Below are 18,810 nucleotides of genomic sequence, written 5' to 3'. Positions count from 1 at the left end.
CCCTTTAAATTCAAGTTTTTTACTATCAATTTTCACAAATTCAGCTTGTGGAAACTCCGAATAATACTTTGCAATGACTTGATTCGCTATATTTTGATTTGGAAACCACATTCTATAAGAAATTGACTTATAATCAGCTACAATCTCCCAACAAATCCAATCCTTCTTAAAAATACGCTTATACCATGCCTTTTCTAATACCGCGAGTACATTTTCCCATGATTGCTCCACTTTGAAATATTTAACTTCATCATCATACGGAAACAAAATTTCATAGCAAACACTCTCTTTAGGTATCAAACCCGAAAACAAATGATATCTCAACCAAACCCCTCCTTCCTCCGATCACTCACCATCTGCATACAAAACTCAAAACTACAATTCAACCACTACCCAAAACCATCAAACTTACATCTACCACTATCCAAACTTTATACACTACACTACCTCTCTTCCTCTATCCCCCTATCCCTCACTCTCTCCTCTATCCTCTCTCTCTCTCCCTCTCCCTCCTTACCTTACCTTCCTTCCCTTCCTTCTTCCTACCCCATCCCTCCTACACTACTACTACTACTATACTTACTTCCCTCTCTCTCTTCTTACCCAACCCCCAACCAACCCAACCCCACTACCCCCACTATATACTCTCTCCTCTTAGGTTGATTAGATAAATACTAACCTTTCGAGAAAAGTCACGGATTGTAACATAGTGGAAAGCCGTGACTTTTCTCGAAAGGTGGCGGTTTTCCACTGCACAATAGGTTTCATTTATGGTTTCGGTCATGGAAAGTAAGTTGAAAGTAGGTAAGAAGAGATAGATGGAAGGTAAGATGAAATGTTAAATGAAATGTTTGTATCTTCATTATAACCCCCTGTATTTGGAAAATCAAGCTAATTTTTAAATTTTCAGAAATTATCTTACTATAAGATTCTAATGCTTTTAAGTATGAATTTTTCTTCTAAATTCCCACTTTTAAAAAGCAAAAAAACATGCATGATTTTATGCATGTTTTCATCAATTTTTAAAAATCACCAAATGCTCAAACCCGCATCATTACAGCAATGTATAAAATGATGCATAACAAACAGAAAAAGAAAGAAAACAAAAACCCTTATTCCAAAAGGATTTCTTACGAAATCTCAACTGTACATAATCCTAGTTATGTAAACCTCACATGGATTTTTATTCATTTTATCTTTTCTCTTTTTTTATGTCTTTGTTCTTGTCTTTTGGTCTAAAATTTGCTTTTTGGCTAGAGCGCTGGCTTGTCGTGTGGGGGCAAAACCCCACGTATTAAACGTATCATTTTTTGGATAAGAACTATTTTTAAGCGAATGATCTAAGCGGTTCGGCTCGTATACTTGCTATCACAAGTCGATAACCATTGCTTTGCTTTTTGTCTGTCGGCTTGGCGATAAAAGCTAATCGAGCCGAAAAAAGTTTTGCAAGGACTATATAAAAAAGTCGGTTCGTTAGCCTTTAGGTGAGGACTAACGAACCGACTTTTTTATATAGAAGGTGGAGATTTTTTATTGGCCGCATGCAACGTAGTGAAATGCTGACAATAAAAAATACTACCTGTTCCTTGCGGAACTTTTAGCCCTATATATAAGAGTGAGAAGAGCAATATAAAGAAACATAGTAATATCAAGGGTTTATAAGACATAGGGTGTTCGAAAATTCGAACACCTGTGTTCGGAAATTCGAACACCTAAAAAATGGAAAAATAGCATAAAAAAAAGATGTCAATATGAAAATGACATCTAAAATAAATAAATTGGTAAATTGTGTTTCTTGTTATTTCCTTCTATTTTAAAGTTTCTAAGAGACTTCTTAAAAATCTTTCTAGTAGCCTTATCCACTCCATCTTTAGGTGAACAACATAAAACATTAGGATTCACAAACCATGTTCTAGAACTACAAATCCGACCATCTTCAGTTGTCATTCCTGCTTCTGCAACTGCTAAAATCCCTTTTGTTAATAAACTATTCATCAAAAGAGAAAGATTACTCCTACTTTTTTCTAATTTCTTAGCTAAATAACTTGGTGTAGCTGCATCAGCATCAATTTCATCTGAATCCTCATCTGAACATTCAACCAAAATATTAGTTTTAAATTCTATATACGGTGCTAGATCAATTAAAAAAGCTTTTTCAGCATTCGTCAGATACCCTAATTTACATAAATAATTTATATTATCAGTGATTATCTGCACAAATCTCACCCTATCAGTAGGTTTTTTCTTTTTGCCTATAAAATACTCTTCTCCACCTGACATTTTACTCAATAGCTGTAAGAGCATACCTCTTTCTTCCTCAGAATATCCACCGGCTTGCAATTGGTCATAAATGTTATTAATCTTACTATCTCTCGTTTTAGCTTTCTTTTCAGCTTCTTCAAGTAAGACAATTACTTTCTTCTTACTCACTTTTTTTCACTCCTTCACTAGAAGGAGTTAACCCGCTTATGTTAGAATATGTATAGTATCAATAAATAAGCTGATAAGGGATTAACCCCTTTATAGATTGAAATTGTAAGAAGCCCCCCTTAGTCGGCAAACTTTAGGGGCTTTTTACTTTTTGTTCGTCTGTTATTCGACAAAAAACCTTTATAACCCTTTTTTTGAGCGTTAGTCAACCAATGGACTAACGTTATTTCTTTGTCCAAAACTGCCACCACTTATTATTTTTTTCGGTTGCTGCATGTTCTAACTGCTTTTGTTCTTGTATCAGCCGTATAGATTCCATCAAAGCACTATCTCTTTTCTCTAAATGCTCTGATATGTACTTATCTCTTTGCTCAATCTTAAAGATCAATTCCTGATTAAATTTCATTTGCTGTTCTTTAAAATCCTGAAATTCTTTCAAAAGGTCATCGTAAGCTTGTAACGGCTCTTGTGCAACCTCATTCACTGTATCGACACCTTGTATATCACCCTCGTTATTCGTTGATACAACAGCATTTGCTGCGCTTTCAAGTGTCATATCAGGGTGTTTTGAATACCTTATCAAATCTCGCATTGCTATAACATCTTTATCGTAATAACCACGATAACCATTGTCATTTTTATAAAATTTATAACCTGCCTTTTCCAATGTTTGAGCATACTTTCTAACCGTTGAATCTTTCACTTCTAAAAGCTTAGCAACATCGCCAGCATTATATATTCTTTGTGTTAGGTCTGTGTTGCCTGTCATGGCATGCACCTCCTTGTAGATTAGCAATTCGAGAAGTACAAAGCCGTCCCTCTTACAAACTCTCTACAATAATTTCATACTCTGTCGAAAATAAACAAAACTTTTTATTTCGATGGAAAAAGTACATTCATCGCTTCAACTGTTATAATCCATTCTCCACGCACATTTCCTTCTGGTCGGTAATACTTTAGTTTCCCTTCTTTTATCAAATCCTCAATTTTATTACTGCGTTTTAACTTCATTCGTAGGGCTTCAAGACTCACCCCTCTTCTATCACATGCTTCTCTAGGTGTCATAATTTCATCTAACATAAATAACATTATCCTCACCCTCTTTAAATTGTTACTTCCAAGTAACTGCACTCTTCATTATAAGTTACTCCTAAGTAACATGTAAAGCGAAAAAATAGAAAGAATGAAAACTCCATCCTTTCTCACTTTACAACTATTTTAATACTCCCGTTTTGAGATGCTATTTGCTTCGATACAGCGTTTTTGTTAGTTTCTAAAGATTTTCTATTCTCTTGTTTCCCATGTTTCTTCATAAAAGCGTGAATATCAGGAAACTGTAAAACCTTCAATTCACTCTCTATTCGATAATGAGTATCTGTAATTAAAATAATAATAGGAAAAACCTCTTTCCCTTCTTGCTGCCACTCAAACCGCTTCCATTCACGAGAATCATATAACTGTTCATAACGATCAATTTTTTCACTCATAACTTTTTCACTGTACACGCTTCTTTGCACTTCTATAAAAAATGGTGTATTTCTAAAAATACAGAACAAATCAGGTTCAACAGTACCTTTTGTTCCTATTTTAGGCTCAATTAACACATGCGAAACCTTACGGTCATACTTTTTCAACTGTATATAAACATCAACAATTTTGAGAAAATGAAATGCCTTTTGACTATTTTCTTTAATTTTACTATCGGCTGATACATACAAATATGGTCTAAAATCCTTACAAGCCTTGATATATCCTCTATCTTGCAATCTCTTCAACACTAAATTGCATGTGCTAATTGGGTTTTTTAAATGAGAAAAATATAAATCAATTATTTGGTCACGGCTTAAAACACGAAATTTATTAATATCTTCAACAATCAATTTATCACGCTTATTCATATAAAAACCCCCAATCAACCTAATAAATTAAATACTTCTTCACCCTTCATTTCCTTAGTCTCATTAGACTTTCTACATAAAAAAGGTTCAATCAATTCTTGTGCTTCTTCTACTTCAAGGAAAGGCGCTTGAACATCTTTCATATCATCCGTATCAATCTTAAAAATCATTCTTCCGCTTTCTTCCCTTAAAATCTTTTCAGCCCCAATAACTCCTGCGATCTCACTATTTGTTTTATCTTCTGTCTTAAAGACCGCTCTCACATTCAAAACACCTCTAAGCGCTGTATCAAGCGATTTATGACATGGTCTCTGTAATGAAATAACGGTAAAACAGCCCAATGCCCTGCCTAATGCCGCCCATTTTAACAGCATTTCTTTGACTTCTTTTCCTTCTTTCGTTCCATCATTCAATAACAACACTTCATCAATCATCAAAAGAACGTAATTCATCCGCTTTCCTTTTGGTAATTTATCTATATGAGCAACACCATGTTCTCTCAAAACCCTTCCCCTTCTATCCAACTCTTTGCGTAACTTCCGCATAGTTGGGCTAAATTCTTGAACCGTGACACTCATACTTTTTACATGTTCGCAATGCTCAAATATGTGAAATTCGCTCCCTTTTAAGTCTAATAAATGTATTTCAAGTTCTTTTGCCGTATGATGTAACATCAATGTTGTTAAAAGCTGCCTACACATAACCGATTTCCCTGAACCTGGTATTCCCGCAATCAGTACATTTGGATTTTTAATCATCGAAAAAGCAATCCACTGATTAAATCTGTCTTTCCCTGCCACAATTGGCATTTTCATGTTTTCAATCGGAAAATCCTCATAAGAATATGGCACAAAATCCATTCTTTCAGGAAAAACTTGAATTTTAAAATACGATACACCTGTATGAATCGCTATATTCTCACCAAAATATTGTTGGAAAATATACTCTTTCTGCTGAAAAACACTTGGATTCATCCCTTTTGGAATATGACCAACAATTTCAACATGCGTATCCGATATACAAACCCTCGAAATCGTTGGATAAACATAGTTTTTTGTATAATCGCTCTTAAACTCTAGAAATATTTGTGCCGTATGAAAAGCCTTTTCCAACAACTTTTTTGTTTCCTCTTCTAAAAATTTCATTTGTTTACGCTCTTGATATTGAATCCATTTACCCCTAATCCCACGAAACATACAAAAAACCTCCCCATCTACACAAAATATATTTTTCCATGTATCAAGTCTGAAGTTTTGGAGCAAATGACATTCCTCCGCTCCCCTCGTCGCTCCGTCGTCATTAACAAACCTTTTATTTCCTTATTTTTCAAGACGTAATCACAAATAACTTAAGTAATACTAACAAAGTAAATAATCAAGTAACTGATAAAGTATTTCTGTGATAACAGCCTATGTAATACTTAAGTAGACGGTACATTGTCCGTTTTTGAAAGGATGAAATTTAATGTTTGTCATTGCTATTACTCTTCTTGCTGCATACGGCTTGTTTTTTGCTATGAAAAATTTAAAATTCGAAAAGATAAATAAGCCTTCTCATGATTCACGATCAATAGGAATCGAACACAATCGAAAAAAATGTAGCAATCGTTTTGAATTAGATATGTTCAATACTTTAGTTCAAATGGGATACTATCCACTTTGCCAAATAAAAGAAAAACGCTATAAATTAGATTTCGTTTTAATCGAAAATGGCAAAAAAGTTGCAATTGAAGCCGACGGAGACATTTTCCATGACAAAAAACGTGATACCAAGCGTGACCACTATTTAAAACAAATAGGCTACAAATCCGTTATTCGCATCAAATACAGCGCATGGAAAGAAGATAAAATGAAATGCATTAGTAGGCTTGAAATGCGCTTATATGAACTGGAACTCTTACCATCTTCACACCCTTCTTTTGAATTACAATTCCAAACAGCGCCTATTCCAAAAAGCTAATGATTAGTCAAGAATCAGGTAGTATTTTTTGAAAAGAGCATTCAAAAAATCTCCACCTTCTTCGCTGCGCTGCGTTCTTGTCAAATCATTTTCGGCTCTGTTTACTTGTATTACCAAGCCGTACAAACAAAACGCAAAGCAATGGTTATCGACTTGGATTAGCAATTATACGAGCCGAACCGCTTAGGATTTCCGCTCAAAAATAGTCCTTATCCTAAAAAATGATACGCTTAATACGTGGGGTCTCGCCCCCACACGACGAACCAGCCACCAACCAAAACGCAAACGGCGTGCCAAAAAACAAAAAGCCTTTCATTTTGGCTTACAAGACGTTCGAACGCCCTTTACGATAAATAACACTAGGCAAAAATAAAAAACGCTCACGAGTTAAAATGAGCGTTTTAGTGGTGTTTTTTATTAATTAATATAACCATCTTCTTTTAAAGGCTGCTGTATTTTCGTTTCATCCACGATCCATTTGTTTTTCTCTTGGTCATAAACCAATGAAATATCTAAAGGCATTTGTGTCACACTAGAAACCCCATTAACAGTTATCTTTTGCCATACACGAGCAAATACATTTGCATGTGTGGCATCTACTTCCGTATAGTACAACAACAGCTTATCAATGTCAGAAACTATTGTTTTATCAGGTTCAGTTTTTTCCACTGGTTGATTAATATCTGTTCCTGCGGGAACTAGCATTTTCAAAGCTTTATCAGTAGCAAAAGGCTTGATTTTAGTCCATGCCCTTTCTCCTTTTGATGTGTCATAAGCAAAAAACGCTTTTAAAAACTCTTCAGTATCTTTTTTCACTTGCCCTTCTGTATTTCGGTCTTTCCCTTTCAATTCTTGCTCTATTTTTTTCTTTTCTGCTTGCGTTTCTTTTAATTTTTTCTTAGTATCTTCATATTTCCATTGATAATCATCTGCTTTAGAAGTTTGAGAGTTAGCATATACGCCAACTCCCAAGACTAGCACTACTAAAATAGCTGTAATCCATTTATTCATAAGTATTCCTCCTTTATTTAACACGTCGAATTCCTGAAAAATGTTCTTTCCAATAAGGTTTATCTAAATCCGCATAGTGTAAATGAGTACCACCCGCATTAAACATTTTGTTATCACCAATATAAATTCCAATATGAGAAATTCCTTTTCTGTATGTGTTACTAAAAAATACTAAATCCCCCGGCGCTGGATTATCAACAGGTACAGTTTGATTGTACATATCCTCTGCTGTCCCTGATAACTTAATACCTAATTTATTAAAACTCCATTCTATCAATCCCGAACAATCGAAATACGGCGGAGCCCTTCCTCCGAATACATAAGGATAACCGTCAAAGGGTGAAACAAGCGCCATAATCTCGTTAAATTTAGCATTTGCTATGCCGTCCCCTGTGCCATCTGTCGCACCAGTACCTCCACCGCCATTATTAACAGCAACATAGTTTTTTAAAACCTTGTCAACATAGGTTATATCCCCGTAACAATAGGGACTTCTAAAGCCGCACTGTGTTCTCCCTCCGTTATGATCCAGAGCGAATTGTTTTGCTAAATCGAGAGTATAAGCCCCTCCATTTTTTTGTACATAGTAGAAAAAACCTGGACCGAAATTATAGCTTTGAAGTGCTAGTTTGATTCTTTCAATGTCTGTTGGTCCCGTCACTCCTGCTAGTTCAAGAGAATGCTTAAGTTCTTGAATCCCACACCAAACCGAATAATCAGAGTCAGTGATACCATTCATTACTTTTGGATACTTTGTATTAAATGCTCCCTCGGCACTTTGCATAACATCGACCAAACGCCCGCCGCTCTCCTGTTCAATTAGAGCCAATGCAAGAAAAACATACGGTTCCATGCCAAAAGTCTGTGCATGTTTCCTTACTAACGGTTCCCATTTCAAAACATCAGCCGATACAGTAGCCGTTCCTATTCCACCAGTACCCATTGGAATTTGCGGGGCTTTTTTGTCCTCCTGCAATAAATTTAAGAGGAAAATACCAACTACCATCAAAAGCATAATCGGAACAAGCAACGCACCAATTAATAATTTTTTCATAGAGCATTACCCCTTATTCCTATCAGAAGTTCTGTTTAAACCTTGTGGTTTCTGCTTTGGACTACTAATTGGCTGCTGTTCTGTATTACTTTGACCAACTACTTTTCTATTAACCTCTTGTTTTTGATTATTATTTTTCATTGGCGGTTCTTGCCTTTGGCGTTTTTCCTTCACGATTTCATCCTGTTTTACTGGTTCTCTTCTTGGCTGTTCCTGTGTTTCAATTGGTTTTTGCTGAGTCGTTTGCTGTCTTACATAAGATTCTCTTTTGGGCTGAGTTCTTGGCTGTGGCTGTTGTTGTTCATGTTGAGGTTGTTCTTTTTTTAATTGTGGTTTTTCTGATGGTGTTTTTATCTGTGGCTTACGATCTTGTTGCTGATATCGAGTTTCTTTTTTTGGTTCAGTAGGTTGTTGTTGAACACCTCCTGATTTAGCATGTGATTGCTCCATTCTCTCTATATTTTCACGTTTTTGCGCTCTCTTTTGTTCTCTTGCTTGTTGACTCGTTTGACGTTCTTGTTCACCTTGTTGAAGGTCACCTTTCATCGCTTGTTTCGCTCTCTCTGGCATATTTACAATATTATCTTTCGCTTTAAGAGCTGCATGCTTTGCGTTTAAAGGTAAATCCTCTTTTACAGCTTCTTTTGCTGTCTTGGCTTTATCTTTCAAATCAGCCGGTAAATTAAGTGCCTTCTTACGAAATTGAGCCAATTTCCCCGTTTTCCTTGCATTGGCTCTCTGCTCTTGAACACCACCAACTCCCACACCTTTGTTATTCTGTGCAACTTGTGGGTCATTTTGGGAATCATTTTGACCTTTTCTATTTGAAATTCGTTCTTGAACTTTTCCTGCTGTATATCCCGCTGCCCCTCCAACAGCCATTTTTGCAAGTTCTGTCGCTTTACTAGCGGGCTGTTTAACTCCTTGGTTATATAACTGACTCATTGGGTTTGCACCTTCCAATGAAACTCTCCCACCTGTTGCCACTTCAATAATTTTGTCACGATATTTATATACAACGAATAAAACAACTGCTGTAGCAACTATGTTCAACATGTACATTCCTTGTGATACTGGAGGAAAAAAGCTTTTCATAAGTTCGACTATAACGAACATAAACAGAATTGCTAAACCAATAAATGCTTTCATAAGAGCAATTCCTATTAATTTCTCAAAGTTTTTCCAACCGCTCTGCGAAAAAGCTGGCAATATTGAAAGTAACAATGAAACTCCTAAAACAATCGCAAATGCTAAAAGAAGTATTTGTAATGCGATATTTAGAAAAGCAATAACTAAAAACGGTATCCCTAAAACAATCGCAAAGAGAAGCGAAAAGAATGCAACACCAATTTTCCCCGAAACCGTACTAGCGGACATAAATACATTATCCATTTCAGTTGCTTCTTTTTTAGCTATTTTTTCCCTTTCTTTATAGCCTTCTTTATTTGTCTTGTACTCTAATAATTTTGTGATTCTATCCTTTTTCTCATTATCATCAACAATCTTCTTTTCGTCAGGCGTACCATAATTCATCAATAAATAGCTTTTATATACAACTAAATCAAAATATGTGTTTCTCATAATCGCAAGCGAACCCTTTAATTCTTCACCTTTTTTAACTTGTTCACCTGAAAACGGGATTCCCGCTCTCATGACTTGCCCTTGCAATTCATTACTTAAACTGTTCATTGTTTTCAAATAGTGACCTGCGTTTGAAAACCAAATCATTGAAACAGCTATTACCGCAAATAAAGCAAATGTTGTTCTACCTGCTTTCATGCTATTTTTTTCAAAAGAATAATAAAAGAAAATTTGTAAAACCGCTATAACAAAGAGCAAAATTCCAAGTGATTGATACAAATTGTCATAAAGTAAATTTGAAACGTTCGCTACCTTATCAGCTACCCGATCAATAGCATTCAATCCGTATAGTTCTTCAATTGCTGTATCAATTAAACTTGCTGTCATTTTAGTTAAGCTGAAAAAAAGATTCGCTATTGCATTCAATCCTCTATCTAACGTTTCACTAGAAAATGGATTCCATGAACCTTCAATGTAAGTGACAGCTTCATATTGTTCATAATCATATATTTTACTTTGAAGCTTTACCCCTCCTGATTCAACATTCTGTGGTTCTACTTTAATGTTTTTATCATCTGCTAAAATGTGAGTTGGAATGAAAATACATACAAACATCAATACAAAAGTTATTAAATACTTTCTATATTTCATCTGCTCACCTTCTCTTTATTTAGTCGCAATTCTCTATATACATCGGTTCTTCATTGTCTTTAAAACCCGCAACACTATACGTCACCCATTCATAACTACCTTTAACTTTTTTATAGTAAGATTTGATACTGTCGCCTTTTCTAATCTGATACTCTATTTGAATCAAGTCACCGTCACGAAATACCTTTGAACAAGTTTTTTTCCGCTCAACCCTTTTAATATCTTTCTTAGCATCTTTAATTTCAGCCGTTTCCAAGCTAATTACTTTATCAATTTCTTTATCATATTTGTTAGTACAGCCACTCAATAAAGTGACTGCACTAACAAATATTGCGATTGCTAATGCTACATTTTTTTTCATATCAGAAGACCTCCTCGGCTAGTGCTGCATTTGACTTCTCAACTGTTTTGAAAGCTAAAACCCATTCTTCAAACAAGCAATCTATTGCGATTTTTCCCGTTCTACCATAAAAATCACGGAACAAACATTGTCCTTTCATCATGTTTTCAAGCATCTTATGATTAACATCTGAATTTTCCATTTGCATATGTTTTAAAATCTCTTCTCTTTCACTCGATTCATCGAATGCGAACGTAACACCAAAATTCCCTTTATCATCTTCATTTTGAACATCTGATACGCTTTGAGTAACAAAGATTAAAGCATTGTTATAAGAACGTCCTACACGCCTTGCCGATTTTGTAAGTTTTTTACCACCTCTGGCACGGGTAATCATCCACGCTTCATCAAATATCTCTGCCGTTTCTTCGTCCTTGTCTTTACTACCGAATTTCTCACAAAACTTAGCAAGTGGAAGCATTAAGCATAAGCTTTTGCGTTCACTATCTGTGTAATACCTTGGATCATCCTCTTCGTTTGGTAAATCCAATCCTTCAATTTGAAGAATATTTACTTTTTCATCTAAATCTAAAGCTTTTGTATTTCCGTAACTAAAAACTAACTGCAATACACTGTTTTGAGTCATTTCATACAGTAAATCACCCGCACTTTTAATGCTTTTTTCCTCATGCGCTTGAAGTTGTGTAATAACATTCATAAAACCAACTTTTTCACCTGTCGCTCGTTTTTCAACAACATCACCAAGTGATTTTAACAAAGCTGTTTTTACATCATCTTTTCCGTGCATATCATAAATTTGTTCAATAATGCCTTGTGCAACATCCTTCGCTTCCGCACCATCCAAGAAACAAATCGGGTCTAATACTCCCCAATTTTCTTCAATTGATACATCCAATGTGACATAATGAAACTTCTTCAAGTGCTCTACGAACAAAGGATAATTTTCACGGATTTCAGGATTTTCTATTGCTTGGTCAAACCATTTTTTCATCTCTGACTTCGGGTCAATATATAACACCTTTACATCTAAAAACGTTAAATACATAAATAATAACTTTGTAAGGAACGATTTCCCTTTCCCTGTCTGTCCAGTAATCGCAATATGTGGACTATCAGTAAAAGCACCTTTAATCCCTTTATTAGCAAGCATTGGATGAAATAAAACAAGGTCACGGCTACTAGCAATTGATTGCTCTAAATCAACTCCTGCTGTAATGAATTTATCAACTCTTCCAAGATAAAACCCGATATTACTGCCTAATTGATTTGAAACTGCAAAAAGATTCTCTGCAAAAGTAACATGTGTAGTTTGTTGAACCCAATTACGCTCGAATTGTAACGGCTGACCATGTAAAAATTTATAGAAAAGCTGTAATTGGTCTGCAATTGGTCGAACACAATGAATATCAGCGCTTTTCATATATCGCTTCACTTCATCAGCTCTATATTTACATTCTTTCTTTGTCTTACCATGTACAACAAATGTCGCAACCCACTTCATAAAACTCGCTTTTCCGTTAGTTAACTGGTTTTTTAAACGATTTAACATATACTTACCATTTGCAATTTGGTCGTCCTCGTCATCCCCTGCATCCCAACGATCATTATCCGTCTCTTTAAAACGCTGCTTTACCATATTCACTTTACGCAACGTATCTTGTGTATCCTGATATTTAGCCTTGATATGAATTTCTACGGGAAAGGGCAACTGCTGTGCCCTTTGAAATAAATGCGTGTGCTCCATATCAAGTGGAAATTCATCTACAACAACAAACGATGTATAGCATTCACCTTCTGTCGTTTTAAGCTTCAAATATCCCATTTCTCTTGGGTCAATGATGCAATCTGTAATATTCGTAATGCCTCGTTTTTTCTTTTCTTCTTCAACTGAATGATGAATATCACGTAAAAAGTTATAACGATTAATATAAATTAGTTCATCCTCTGTTAGTCTTGCACCATTAGCCATTTGGATTTGTTCAAATAACTCCTGTTCCAAGCTTTCAAAGCGTTCAAAAAACTCACTTGAAATATTCTTTTCAAATCCTAATAAATTCACTAAAGTATCTGTTACCGAACCAAACGCATTTTTTAAAACGTCTTTAAAGTCTTCACTACCATTTAATAAGTTGTTTTTAATCCGTACACCTAGAATAAATTCGTATTGCGTAACAGCCCCTAATTCATTTTCTAAAAGGCGTTTTGTCTCACCGTTGTAATAACTAGCAATCCCTTGTGTTTCTTCACTAAAATCCTTTTCTAACACTTCAAAACGTTTATCTAAATCCATATCTCTAGGGTACATTTCAAGATGAATATCTTTATACTTTTCTAACTCTGCAAATAACATAGACATTTGAGCCTTATGTCTTTCTGACTTTTCCTTGTCACTTATAGGGATAACTCGTGGACTTACTTTATAATAGGCAAAAAGGTCACCCAACTTTGTAAGCATCAGATTTTTGTGTACTGTCTTGAATGGCGTTTTTATTTTCATCGCTATCACCTTCCTCTTCACCGTAATTAACTAGCACTTCTTCAAAAGTTACCTCTTTTTCATTTGAGTAAAGAACCTCTTGATCATTGCAATATGTCTTTTTTGGTAAATAGATTGTGAAAAGATAATCGAAAAAATCATAAGCGAAATTAAAAATCTTTTTCCCGTTATACTTTTGTTTTGTTAGGAATCCACTTAAAAAATAAGGGATTCCTAAAAATAAAATTGCTGTTAATCCTGGTATCAATGAACCAATCTTTATAACAACGCTTCTGAAAGCTAGTAATATCAACAAAATCAGAATGAACAACATGAAACGAACTAACGTAACACCAAATGGTAATGTGTATTTTCCCAATTTGTATAAAGTCACTGGATGCTCCATAATTCCTTTGAAATTGTAAGCTTCCTTTTCTCTCATACCATCAACCACCAAGAACCATATCAATAATTTTTTTAAATGAATTCAATGCTTTTTCAGGATTACCAACTGTAAAGAATACCAATGCCGCTACTAATAGGAAACCAATCATTTTACCCCAAGATTGCTTCACTAAATAGAAAATTGTGAATCCTACACAAACCAATGCAACAGCGTTTCCACCTTCCGTTGTAATCCATCCACGAAGCCCCCCAAGTGTTGGTAATGAACCTAAAATGAAATTGTTTAAGAATAATAAAGTTGACATATTATTTTCCCCCTAATGTGTTTTTAAAGTTTTCTACAAAATACTTACCATCTTTCAATTTCAATTGAAGGCTGAAAGCTTCTTTATTTTGCAAATCAATGTCCTTCTCCTTAAACGTCACAACAGCTTTCACTGTAAAAACTTTCTCTTCTTCAGTTGGATAAACGTTTAATTCTTCAATTTTCACAAATGATTTAATGCCACTTAATGCCTTCGGCTCTGACATCATATAAGACATATCTTGCGGTTTACTGTCTGCATACTTTGTGAAAAACTCATTCAGCCATTTTTCAATAGGCTCTTTTTTATCAAATTTTAGTTGTTCTTTCGTTGCTAATGGATTTTCTACGGATTTAATATCGTCGGCTTGGAGTTCGTCTGATGCTGTGAAATATGGGTTTTCCACGACTGCATACTTGCCATTCTTTGAGGAAATCGGAACATTTAGTAAAGCTGTATGCTTTGTTTTCACTTCTTCTTCTTTTGTTTCCGGTGGTGGTGGTGGTTGATTAGGATCTGTTTGTGGTGGCTGCACCTGTTTCTTTTCGATTTTTACATTTTCATAGGTGACTTTGTAACTTAAAACTGTATAATCTTTTTCATAACTTACATCGTAAAGTGTTTTTCCTATAAGCTTTCTATACCCCTCAAAATTCTTAGCTTCATCAAGCTTGAAATTCTTAGCATAAAGCTTCGATAACGCTTCTTGTCGCTTTTCCTTACCGTCCTTAGGGACATTCATATATACATCAATAAAATAATTTGCATAAACCTCTATTTTCGGGCTAGTGTAAGCATCTTGCTTATGTTCACCAGCGCTTTCTTGCATTTTAGCTAAAACTTGTTGTGAATTTTTTGCCTTGTTTAATGCGTTTTGACTTCGCAATAAAGCTAAAACCCCACTGACTGAAATGAATACAATCACTGTCCAAATGAGAAACCTTAAAACTTTCCCATTCCCCTTTGCTTGAGGTAACTTTCTTTTATCCTTCGGCTGCCTGTGAACCTTGTTTTCTTCAACAAATTCACTAGATTTTGATTTAAAACTTTTTAATTTATCGATAAGTTTCAACAATTCTCACCCCTTTTTTGGATAAAAAAAGCGTGTGTTTTCAATAAACACACACAATACTTTTACCTCTTCACAAACTCACAATGTCGATAATTGAGACTTGAGTTTTTAACAAAGTCTCTTACAATTGAGTTTGGAAGGTGTAAGCGTGTTTATTCAAGACAGCCCTACTGTCTTGATGAACGGTTGTTATAAAAATCTCGCAAATTTTTATGTCAACGTGCTCACCTTCTTTATTTAGTTTTTATATAGAAACAGCTTATAAAAGCTGATATTACCTCTCATCTCTTCTTCTATCCTGCTGCTCTAGCCATAAGAAGAATAAAGCAAATGCTGCACCTGTAAACAATAAGGTCATTCCTAAACCAAATTCCCCTACTAATTTGTTGAAAATACCTATCACTTTATCTACAAATTCATGAATTGATGGAACAAATTTATAAGCTATATAAATAAGTACAGCCATTACAGAAACCCCAATAACTGTTCTTCGTAAAACTCGAAAGAACTTTCTTAACCCCCTGCGAGCCTTCTGCTCATGCGCTTTCGGCTTAACATCATAAGCCATAACTACCCATCCCCTTTCAAAAATCATTTGATTTTATCAGTCAAACAAACTAATGAATCAGGTTTGCCCTTAACACGCCATATCGCCCCATACGGATTAGTTATAACTTGCTCATAAGTTGTATAAAGAACAGCGCTCAAATTCGTTGTAGGGACACCTTCTGTATGCTTGATTAAATTGTTCATTTCGCCTTCCGCTTCTGAAATGAATAGTACCCGCACATTACCCGATATATCACGTTCAAGCCTTTCATGCTCCTTATATGCCTTTTCTTTTGCATACGCATCAAAACGCTTTAATTTATTGCAACTAACACTCCGCATCTGACGACTTCTTTCAACTTCTATAAAGTAAGGAACATAAACAACTTTTGAAATATCTGCTTCTCTTGTTGAAAAAATCAATGTCCCATCAGGTCTAATGACATCCATTTTCCCTTTTCCATACTGGAAAAAAGAATTACGTTCTGATACAAAAGAATTATAATCAAGCAATTCTGCAACATTTTCCTCTTTCTTAGCTTCAAAAGATGCCTTTATATGAGCTCCCCTTAAAGCATGGTAGATATATGTTGGAGTTCTTTCAGTCCACCTATTATCCCAATGAGAATCACCTAGCAAAGCTTTAACCTCTTCCACTCCATTACGATCCAATGTAAAAACTCTTTTATAAGACCTAACATGTTCATCATTAACAATGTTATAAATCTTGATATACTCTTGCTTTTCCAAGTCTCTTAAAATATTTCTAACATAAACCTCATGATAAGATGTGCCGTCATCTTTTATATAAACATTGTTTAAAAGATAAGCCATATCAACAAAAATTAAATCGTGTATATCTAAAAATAATTGCTGTTCTTTTTGACCAATTTTCATTTGCTTAACCAAATACATCAACCTCTTCCTCTTCTTCGATGTTTGCTGTCTCTGTTGCTACAATTGGAATTTCGACATTATTTTTTACCTTCATTTCCTCTTGTTCTGGAGTCTCAACCGCTTCTTTTACTTCATCATTTGCTTTGTCTAAATTTACTTTTGGTTTTTCAACTTCTTCAGGCTCGGCACTTTCTTTGCTATCAAATACATCCGGTTCTTCCTCTTTCTCCTCCCTCTCTAAAGCTTCATTTTCTTCTCTGAACGCTTTTTCTTCTTCTAACACTCTAACTAACAAACTTTCTATAACAGGTGCTACATCGTCCTCATATGGCTTTGTAGGTGCTTTCATATGAACAAGAAATGGTCTTGTAGTTTCCCTGCCTACTGCCATTCTCATATAAGCAAAATTCGGTTCGATTTCTTTGAAATCATCAGCTGATAAATAATCCACCTGTAAATTTCGGTAAATATTTTGACGGTCAACTTCATTCCCAACTCTATAAGCAATCATAAAACCAAAGTTCCTAAATATCGCACTTGCTACATCGTCAGGCACTTGCCCTTCAAGTCCTTGCATCCCTAGCACAACAGGAACATTATATTTCCTCGCTTCATCTGCAAATGATTGGATTGCATCCGCCGATTGCTCCATAAATGTTGGAGCTTCATCGACAACGATCGGATGAAGTGGCATATATTCACCGCTTCTATGGGAATCCTCTCTGCTCATAGCTGCTAACTGCGAAAACGTTAAACATAAAGAGCCTATCAATTGTTTTTCAAAGCTTGTAAGCCCTGATAAATCAAATATAGTAAAATACCCTTCGTCCATCCCTGTACGCCACTTAATGCCGTTTGTATGGGCTGAAAATAAAGAATTTAACGTTTCAGACAATGTAATTTTCCTTAATTTATTTAATGTCGAACCTACTTTTTGCTGATAATCCCTATCTTTCATTGAATACAAGCTAGAAAAATAAAGAATTAATTGCCTATCAAGTTCTTTTGTCTCATCAAATTTGGAAAGAAGTTGCGCTCCAAATTTAAAATCTTCTAAAATCCTTTGTAAATTCGGAATTGAAGCTTTCCCCGCCTTTTGTAAAGCAATTCCACCATTTATAAAATTATCATCTACGTTCGGTCCCCAAAAATCTGACCAAACCCTTTTCAAAACGTCTTGTATGTTTTGTGCAACTTTATCAGGTGCTGCTTGAAAATCCACTTTATAAATATTGAATGGAAACTTACCATCTGCAAACCTTACATAACGTACCAAATGCCTTTGTTCTTCGGGAATTCTCGCTACAACATCCGCTGCCGTTGAACCATGAGGGTCAATTAATGTAAAACCAACTCTATTTTCATCTGTCCTAACCTTTGCTAAATCCTCGCAAAAATTAACTAAAAATGTTGATTTACCCATTGATGTACCACCCCATATAGCCATGTGACGATTTAAGCCCTCTAATGGTAAATGTACAGGTGATGCAACCCCATGATATGAATGGTTACCAATATAAAGTTTTCCAGTATCTAAAGCATTTAAAGCCTCAAATTCTTTAGGTAATGGCGTTCGCTTCATCTTCATTCGATTTAACAAGTTAGATGAAACCTTTTTACTAGGAGTTCTTAACAAAATTGATAACTCACGGGTACTCAAAATCGTTTTTTTCTTACTCTTTTCTAATGAAAAGAGACGATTTTTAAACTCATATCGGTAAATTGGTTGGATTATTTGCCACCATTCTCTTGCTACAAATGAATTCAACTGTTTCTGTGAGAATGTACCAAATGCATTTTGAATACCTGTTACAATCACTTTTGCTTCACTTTGGTTATCCGCAAAAGCAACTGCTTTAATGTTTACCCGTGATAAATTCCTAGAACGCTTTGTACTAATGGCATCATAATAAATATCGTCCCTGTTATCTTCAAATTCTTCGTCTTGATCTTCGGTGATTTGGTCTAATACTTTTTCAAAAGTAGAATCCGTCCTATAAACTGGCTGTATTAAAAATTGAAGAATAACCTTCTGACCTTCTTTTAAACTCTCTAATACAGCAATTAACTCACTTTGCGAATCCACCGCATCATCACTATACGTTTTAAATGGTAAACTCCAGTGTCGCTTTAATTTGAGTTTAGTACCTGCATGAGACTT

At 35.1% G+C, this 18,810-nt stretch carries 17 protein-coding genes and 1 pseudogene; 1 reads left to right on the top strand and 17 read right to left on the bottom strand.

Features of this window, described 5'->3' with window-relative positions; all coding sequences use genetic code 11:
- The 6 genes and pseudogenes from MHI26_RS31350 to MHI26_RS31325 form a co-directional block, all read right to left on the bottom strand.
- Positions 1-300 (bottom strand): annotated as a pseudogene (locus MHI26_RS31350) (ATP-binding protein); the annotation flags it as partial.
- 1,464 nt (positions 301-1,764) lie between these two features.
- Positions 1,765-2,430, bottom strand: a complete 666-nt coding sequence (locus tag MHI26_RS31345; RefSeq protein WP_061667748.1) for a hypothetical protein — start codon at positions 2,428-2,430, stop codon at positions 1,765-1,767.
- 223 nt (positions 2,431-2,653) lie between these two features.
- Entirely contained in the window at positions 2,654-3,199 is a 546-nt protein-coding gene (locus MHI26_RS31340; protein WP_061667749.1) for a DUF3967 domain-containing protein, read from the bottom strand.
- Positions 3,200-3,303: 104 nt separating this feature from the next.
- Entirely contained in the window at positions 3,304-3,519 is a 216-nt protein-coding gene (locus MHI26_RS31335; RefSeq protein ID WP_061667750.1) for a hypothetical protein, read from the bottom strand.
- A 113-nt stretch (positions 3,520-3,632) separates the two neighbouring features.
- Positions 3,633-4,328 carry a replication-relaxation family protein gene (locus MHI26_RS31330; protein WP_061667751.1) on the bottom strand — a complete coding sequence of 232 codons (696 nt, stop codon included), beginning with the start codon at positions 4,326-4,328 and terminating at the stop codon, positions 3,633-3,635.
- 14 nt (positions 4,329-4,342) lie between these two features.
- Positions 4,343-5,524 (bottom strand): FtsK/SpoIIIE domain-containing protein, encoded by a 1,182-nt coding sequence (locus MHI26_RS31325; protein ID WP_061667752.1) that lies wholly within the window; start codon positions 5,522-5,524, stop codon positions 4,343-4,345.
- Positions 5,525-5,792: 268 nt separating this feature from the next.
- Here MHI26_RS31325 and MHI26_RS31320 point away from each other — a divergent pair, with 268 nt between their 5' ends.
- Complete coding sequence (locus MHI26_RS31320) at positions 5,793-6,287, top strand: DUF559 domain-containing protein (protein WP_061667753.1); 495 nt, start codon at positions 5,793-5,795, stop codon at positions 6,285-6,287.
- 417 nt (positions 6,288-6,704) lie between these two features.
- On the opposite strand, the gene MHI26_RS31315 is transcribed toward MHI26_RS31320, so the two are convergent.
- From MHI26_RS31315 to MHI26_RS31265, 11 genes are all read right to left on the bottom strand, one after another.
- Positions 6,705-7,298, bottom strand: coding sequence for a hypothetical protein (locus MHI26_RS31315; protein WP_061667754.1), 594 nt, complete (start codon positions 7,296-7,298; stop codon positions 6,705-6,707).
- A gap of 13 nt (positions 7,299-7,311) precedes the next feature.
- Entirely contained in the window at positions 7,312-8,304 is a 993-nt protein-coding gene (locus tag MHI26_RS31310) for a bifunctional lytic transglycosylase/C40 family peptidase (protein WP_255289755.1), read from the bottom strand.
- 54 nt (positions 8,305-8,358) lie between these two features.
- The gene (locus tag MHI26_RS31305; RefSeq protein ID WP_061667756.1) at positions 8,359-10,584 is read right to left on the bottom strand and encodes a CD3337/EF1877 family mobilome membrane protein; all 2,226 of its coding nucleotides are present in this window, start codon (positions 10,582-10,584) and stop codon (positions 8,359-8,361) included.
- A gap of 19 nt (positions 10,585-10,603) precedes the next feature.
- Positions 10,604-10,945 carry a cystatin-like fold lipoprotein gene (locus tag MHI26_RS31300; protein ID WP_061667757.1) on the bottom strand — a complete coding sequence of 114 codons (342 nt, stop codon included), beginning with the start codon at positions 10,943-10,945 and terminating at the stop codon, positions 10,604-10,606.
- Position 10,946: 1 nt separating this feature from the next.
- Positions 10,947-13,400 (bottom strand): ATP-binding protein, encoded by a 2,454-nt coding sequence (locus MHI26_RS31295; protein ID WP_340994893.1) that lies wholly within the window; start codon positions 13,398-13,400, stop codon positions 10,947-10,949.
- Positions 13,381-13,863 (bottom strand): TcpE family conjugal transfer membrane protein, encoded by a 483-nt coding sequence (locus tag MHI26_RS31290; protein WP_061667743.1) that lies wholly within the window; start codon positions 13,861-13,863, stop codon positions 13,381-13,383. The genes MHI26_RS31295 and MHI26_RS31290 overlap by 20 nt, the downstream gene beginning before the upstream one ends.
- Positions 13,864-13,867: 4 nt before the next feature.
- Positions 13,868-14,131 (bottom strand): TcpD family membrane protein, encoded by a 264-nt coding sequence (locus MHI26_RS31285; protein ID WP_061667744.1) that lies wholly within the window; start codon positions 14,129-14,131, stop codon positions 13,868-13,870.
- A gap of 1 nt (position 14,132) precedes the next feature.
- The gene (locus MHI26_RS31280) at positions 14,133-15,203 is read right to left on the bottom strand and encodes a conjugal transfer protein (RefSeq protein ID WP_061667745.1); all 1,071 of its coding nucleotides are present in this window, start codon (positions 15,201-15,203) and stop codon (positions 14,133-14,135) included.
- A gap of 274 nt (positions 15,204-15,477) precedes the next feature.
- Positions 15,478-15,771 carry a hypothetical protein gene (locus MHI26_RS31275; protein WP_061667746.1) on the bottom strand — a complete coding sequence of 98 codons (294 nt, stop codon included), beginning with the start codon at positions 15,769-15,771 and terminating at the stop codon, positions 15,478-15,480.
- A 23-nt stretch (positions 15,772-15,794) separates the two neighbouring features.
- Positions 15,795-16,649 carry a hypothetical protein gene (locus MHI26_RS31270; protein ID WP_340994890.1) on the bottom strand — a complete coding sequence of 285 codons (855 nt, stop codon included), beginning with the start codon at positions 16,647-16,649 and terminating at the stop codon, positions 15,795-15,797.
- Between the two features lie 4 nt (positions 16,650-16,653).
- The coding region (locus MHI26_RS31265) for a helicase HerA domain-containing protein (RefSeq protein WP_340994888.1) at positions 16,654-18,810 on the bottom strand (2,157 nt) is incomplete at its 5' end.

The organism is Bacillus sp. FSL K6-1218 (genome assembly GCF_038006445.1).
Taxonomy (GTDB): Bacteria; Bacillota; Bacilli; order Bacillales; family Bacillaceae_G; genus Bacillus_A; species Bacillus_A thuringiensis_S.
The sequence above is the reverse complement of the archived record's forward strand: the minus strand, read 5'-3'. Positions and strand labels throughout refer to the sequence as shown.

Bases quoted from the DNA above. Each gene is read 5' to 3' on its own strand.
- MHI26_RS31340 (WP_061667749.1), bottom strand. From the start codon at position 3,199: ATGACAGGCAACACAGACCTAACACAAAGAATATATAATGCTGGCGAT.
- MHI26_RS31335 (WP_061667750.1), bottom strand. From the start codon at position 3,519: ATGTTATTTATGTTAGATGAAATTATGACACCTAGAGAAGCATGTGAT.
- MHI26_RS31330 (WP_061667751.1), bottom strand. From the start codon at position 4,328: ATGAATAAGCGTGATAAATTGATTGTTGAAGATATTAATAAATTTCGT.
- MHI26_RS31325 (WP_061667752.1), bottom strand. From the start codon at position 5,524: ATGTTTCGTGGGATTAGGGGTAAATGGATTCAATATCAAGAGCGTAAA.
- MHI26_RS31320 (WP_061667753.1), top strand. From the start codon at position 5,793: ATGTTTGTCATTGCTATTACTCTTCTTGCTGCATACGGCTTGTTTTTT.
- MHI26_RS31315 (WP_061667754.1), bottom strand. From the start codon at position 7,298: ATGAATAAATGGATTACAGCTATTTTAGTAGTGCTAGTCTTGGGAGTT.
- MHI26_RS31310 (WP_255289755.1), bottom strand. From the start codon at position 8,304: ATGGTAGTTGGTATTTTCCTCTTAAATTTATTGCAGGAGGACAAAAAA.
- MHI26_RS31305 (WP_061667756.1), bottom strand. From the start codon at position 10,584: ATGAAATATAGAAAGTATTTAATAACTTTTGTATTGATGTTTGTATGT.
- MHI26_RS31300 (WP_061667757.1), bottom strand. From the start codon at position 10,945: ATGAAAAAAAATGTAGCATTAGCAATCGCAATATTTGTTAGTGCAGTC.
- MHI26_RS31295 (WP_340994893.1), bottom strand. From the start codon at position 13,400: ATGCTTACAAAGTTGGGTGACCTTTTTGCCTATTATAAAGTAAGTCCA.
- MHI26_RS31290 (WP_061667743.1), bottom strand. From the start codon at position 13,863: ATGAGAGAAAAGGAAGCTTACAATTTCAAAGGAATTATGGAGCATCCA.
- MHI26_RS31285 (WP_061667744.1), bottom strand. From the start codon at position 14,131: ATGTCAACTTTATTATTCTTAAACAATTTCATTTTAGGTTCATTACCA.
- MHI26_RS31275 (WP_061667746.1), bottom strand. From the start codon at position 15,771: ATGGCTTATGATGTTAAGCCGAAAGCGCATGAGCAGAAGGCTCGCAGG.
- MHI26_RS31270 (WP_340994890.1), bottom strand. From the start codon at position 16,649: ATGAAAATTGGTCAAAAAGAACAGCAATTATTTTTAGATATACACGAT.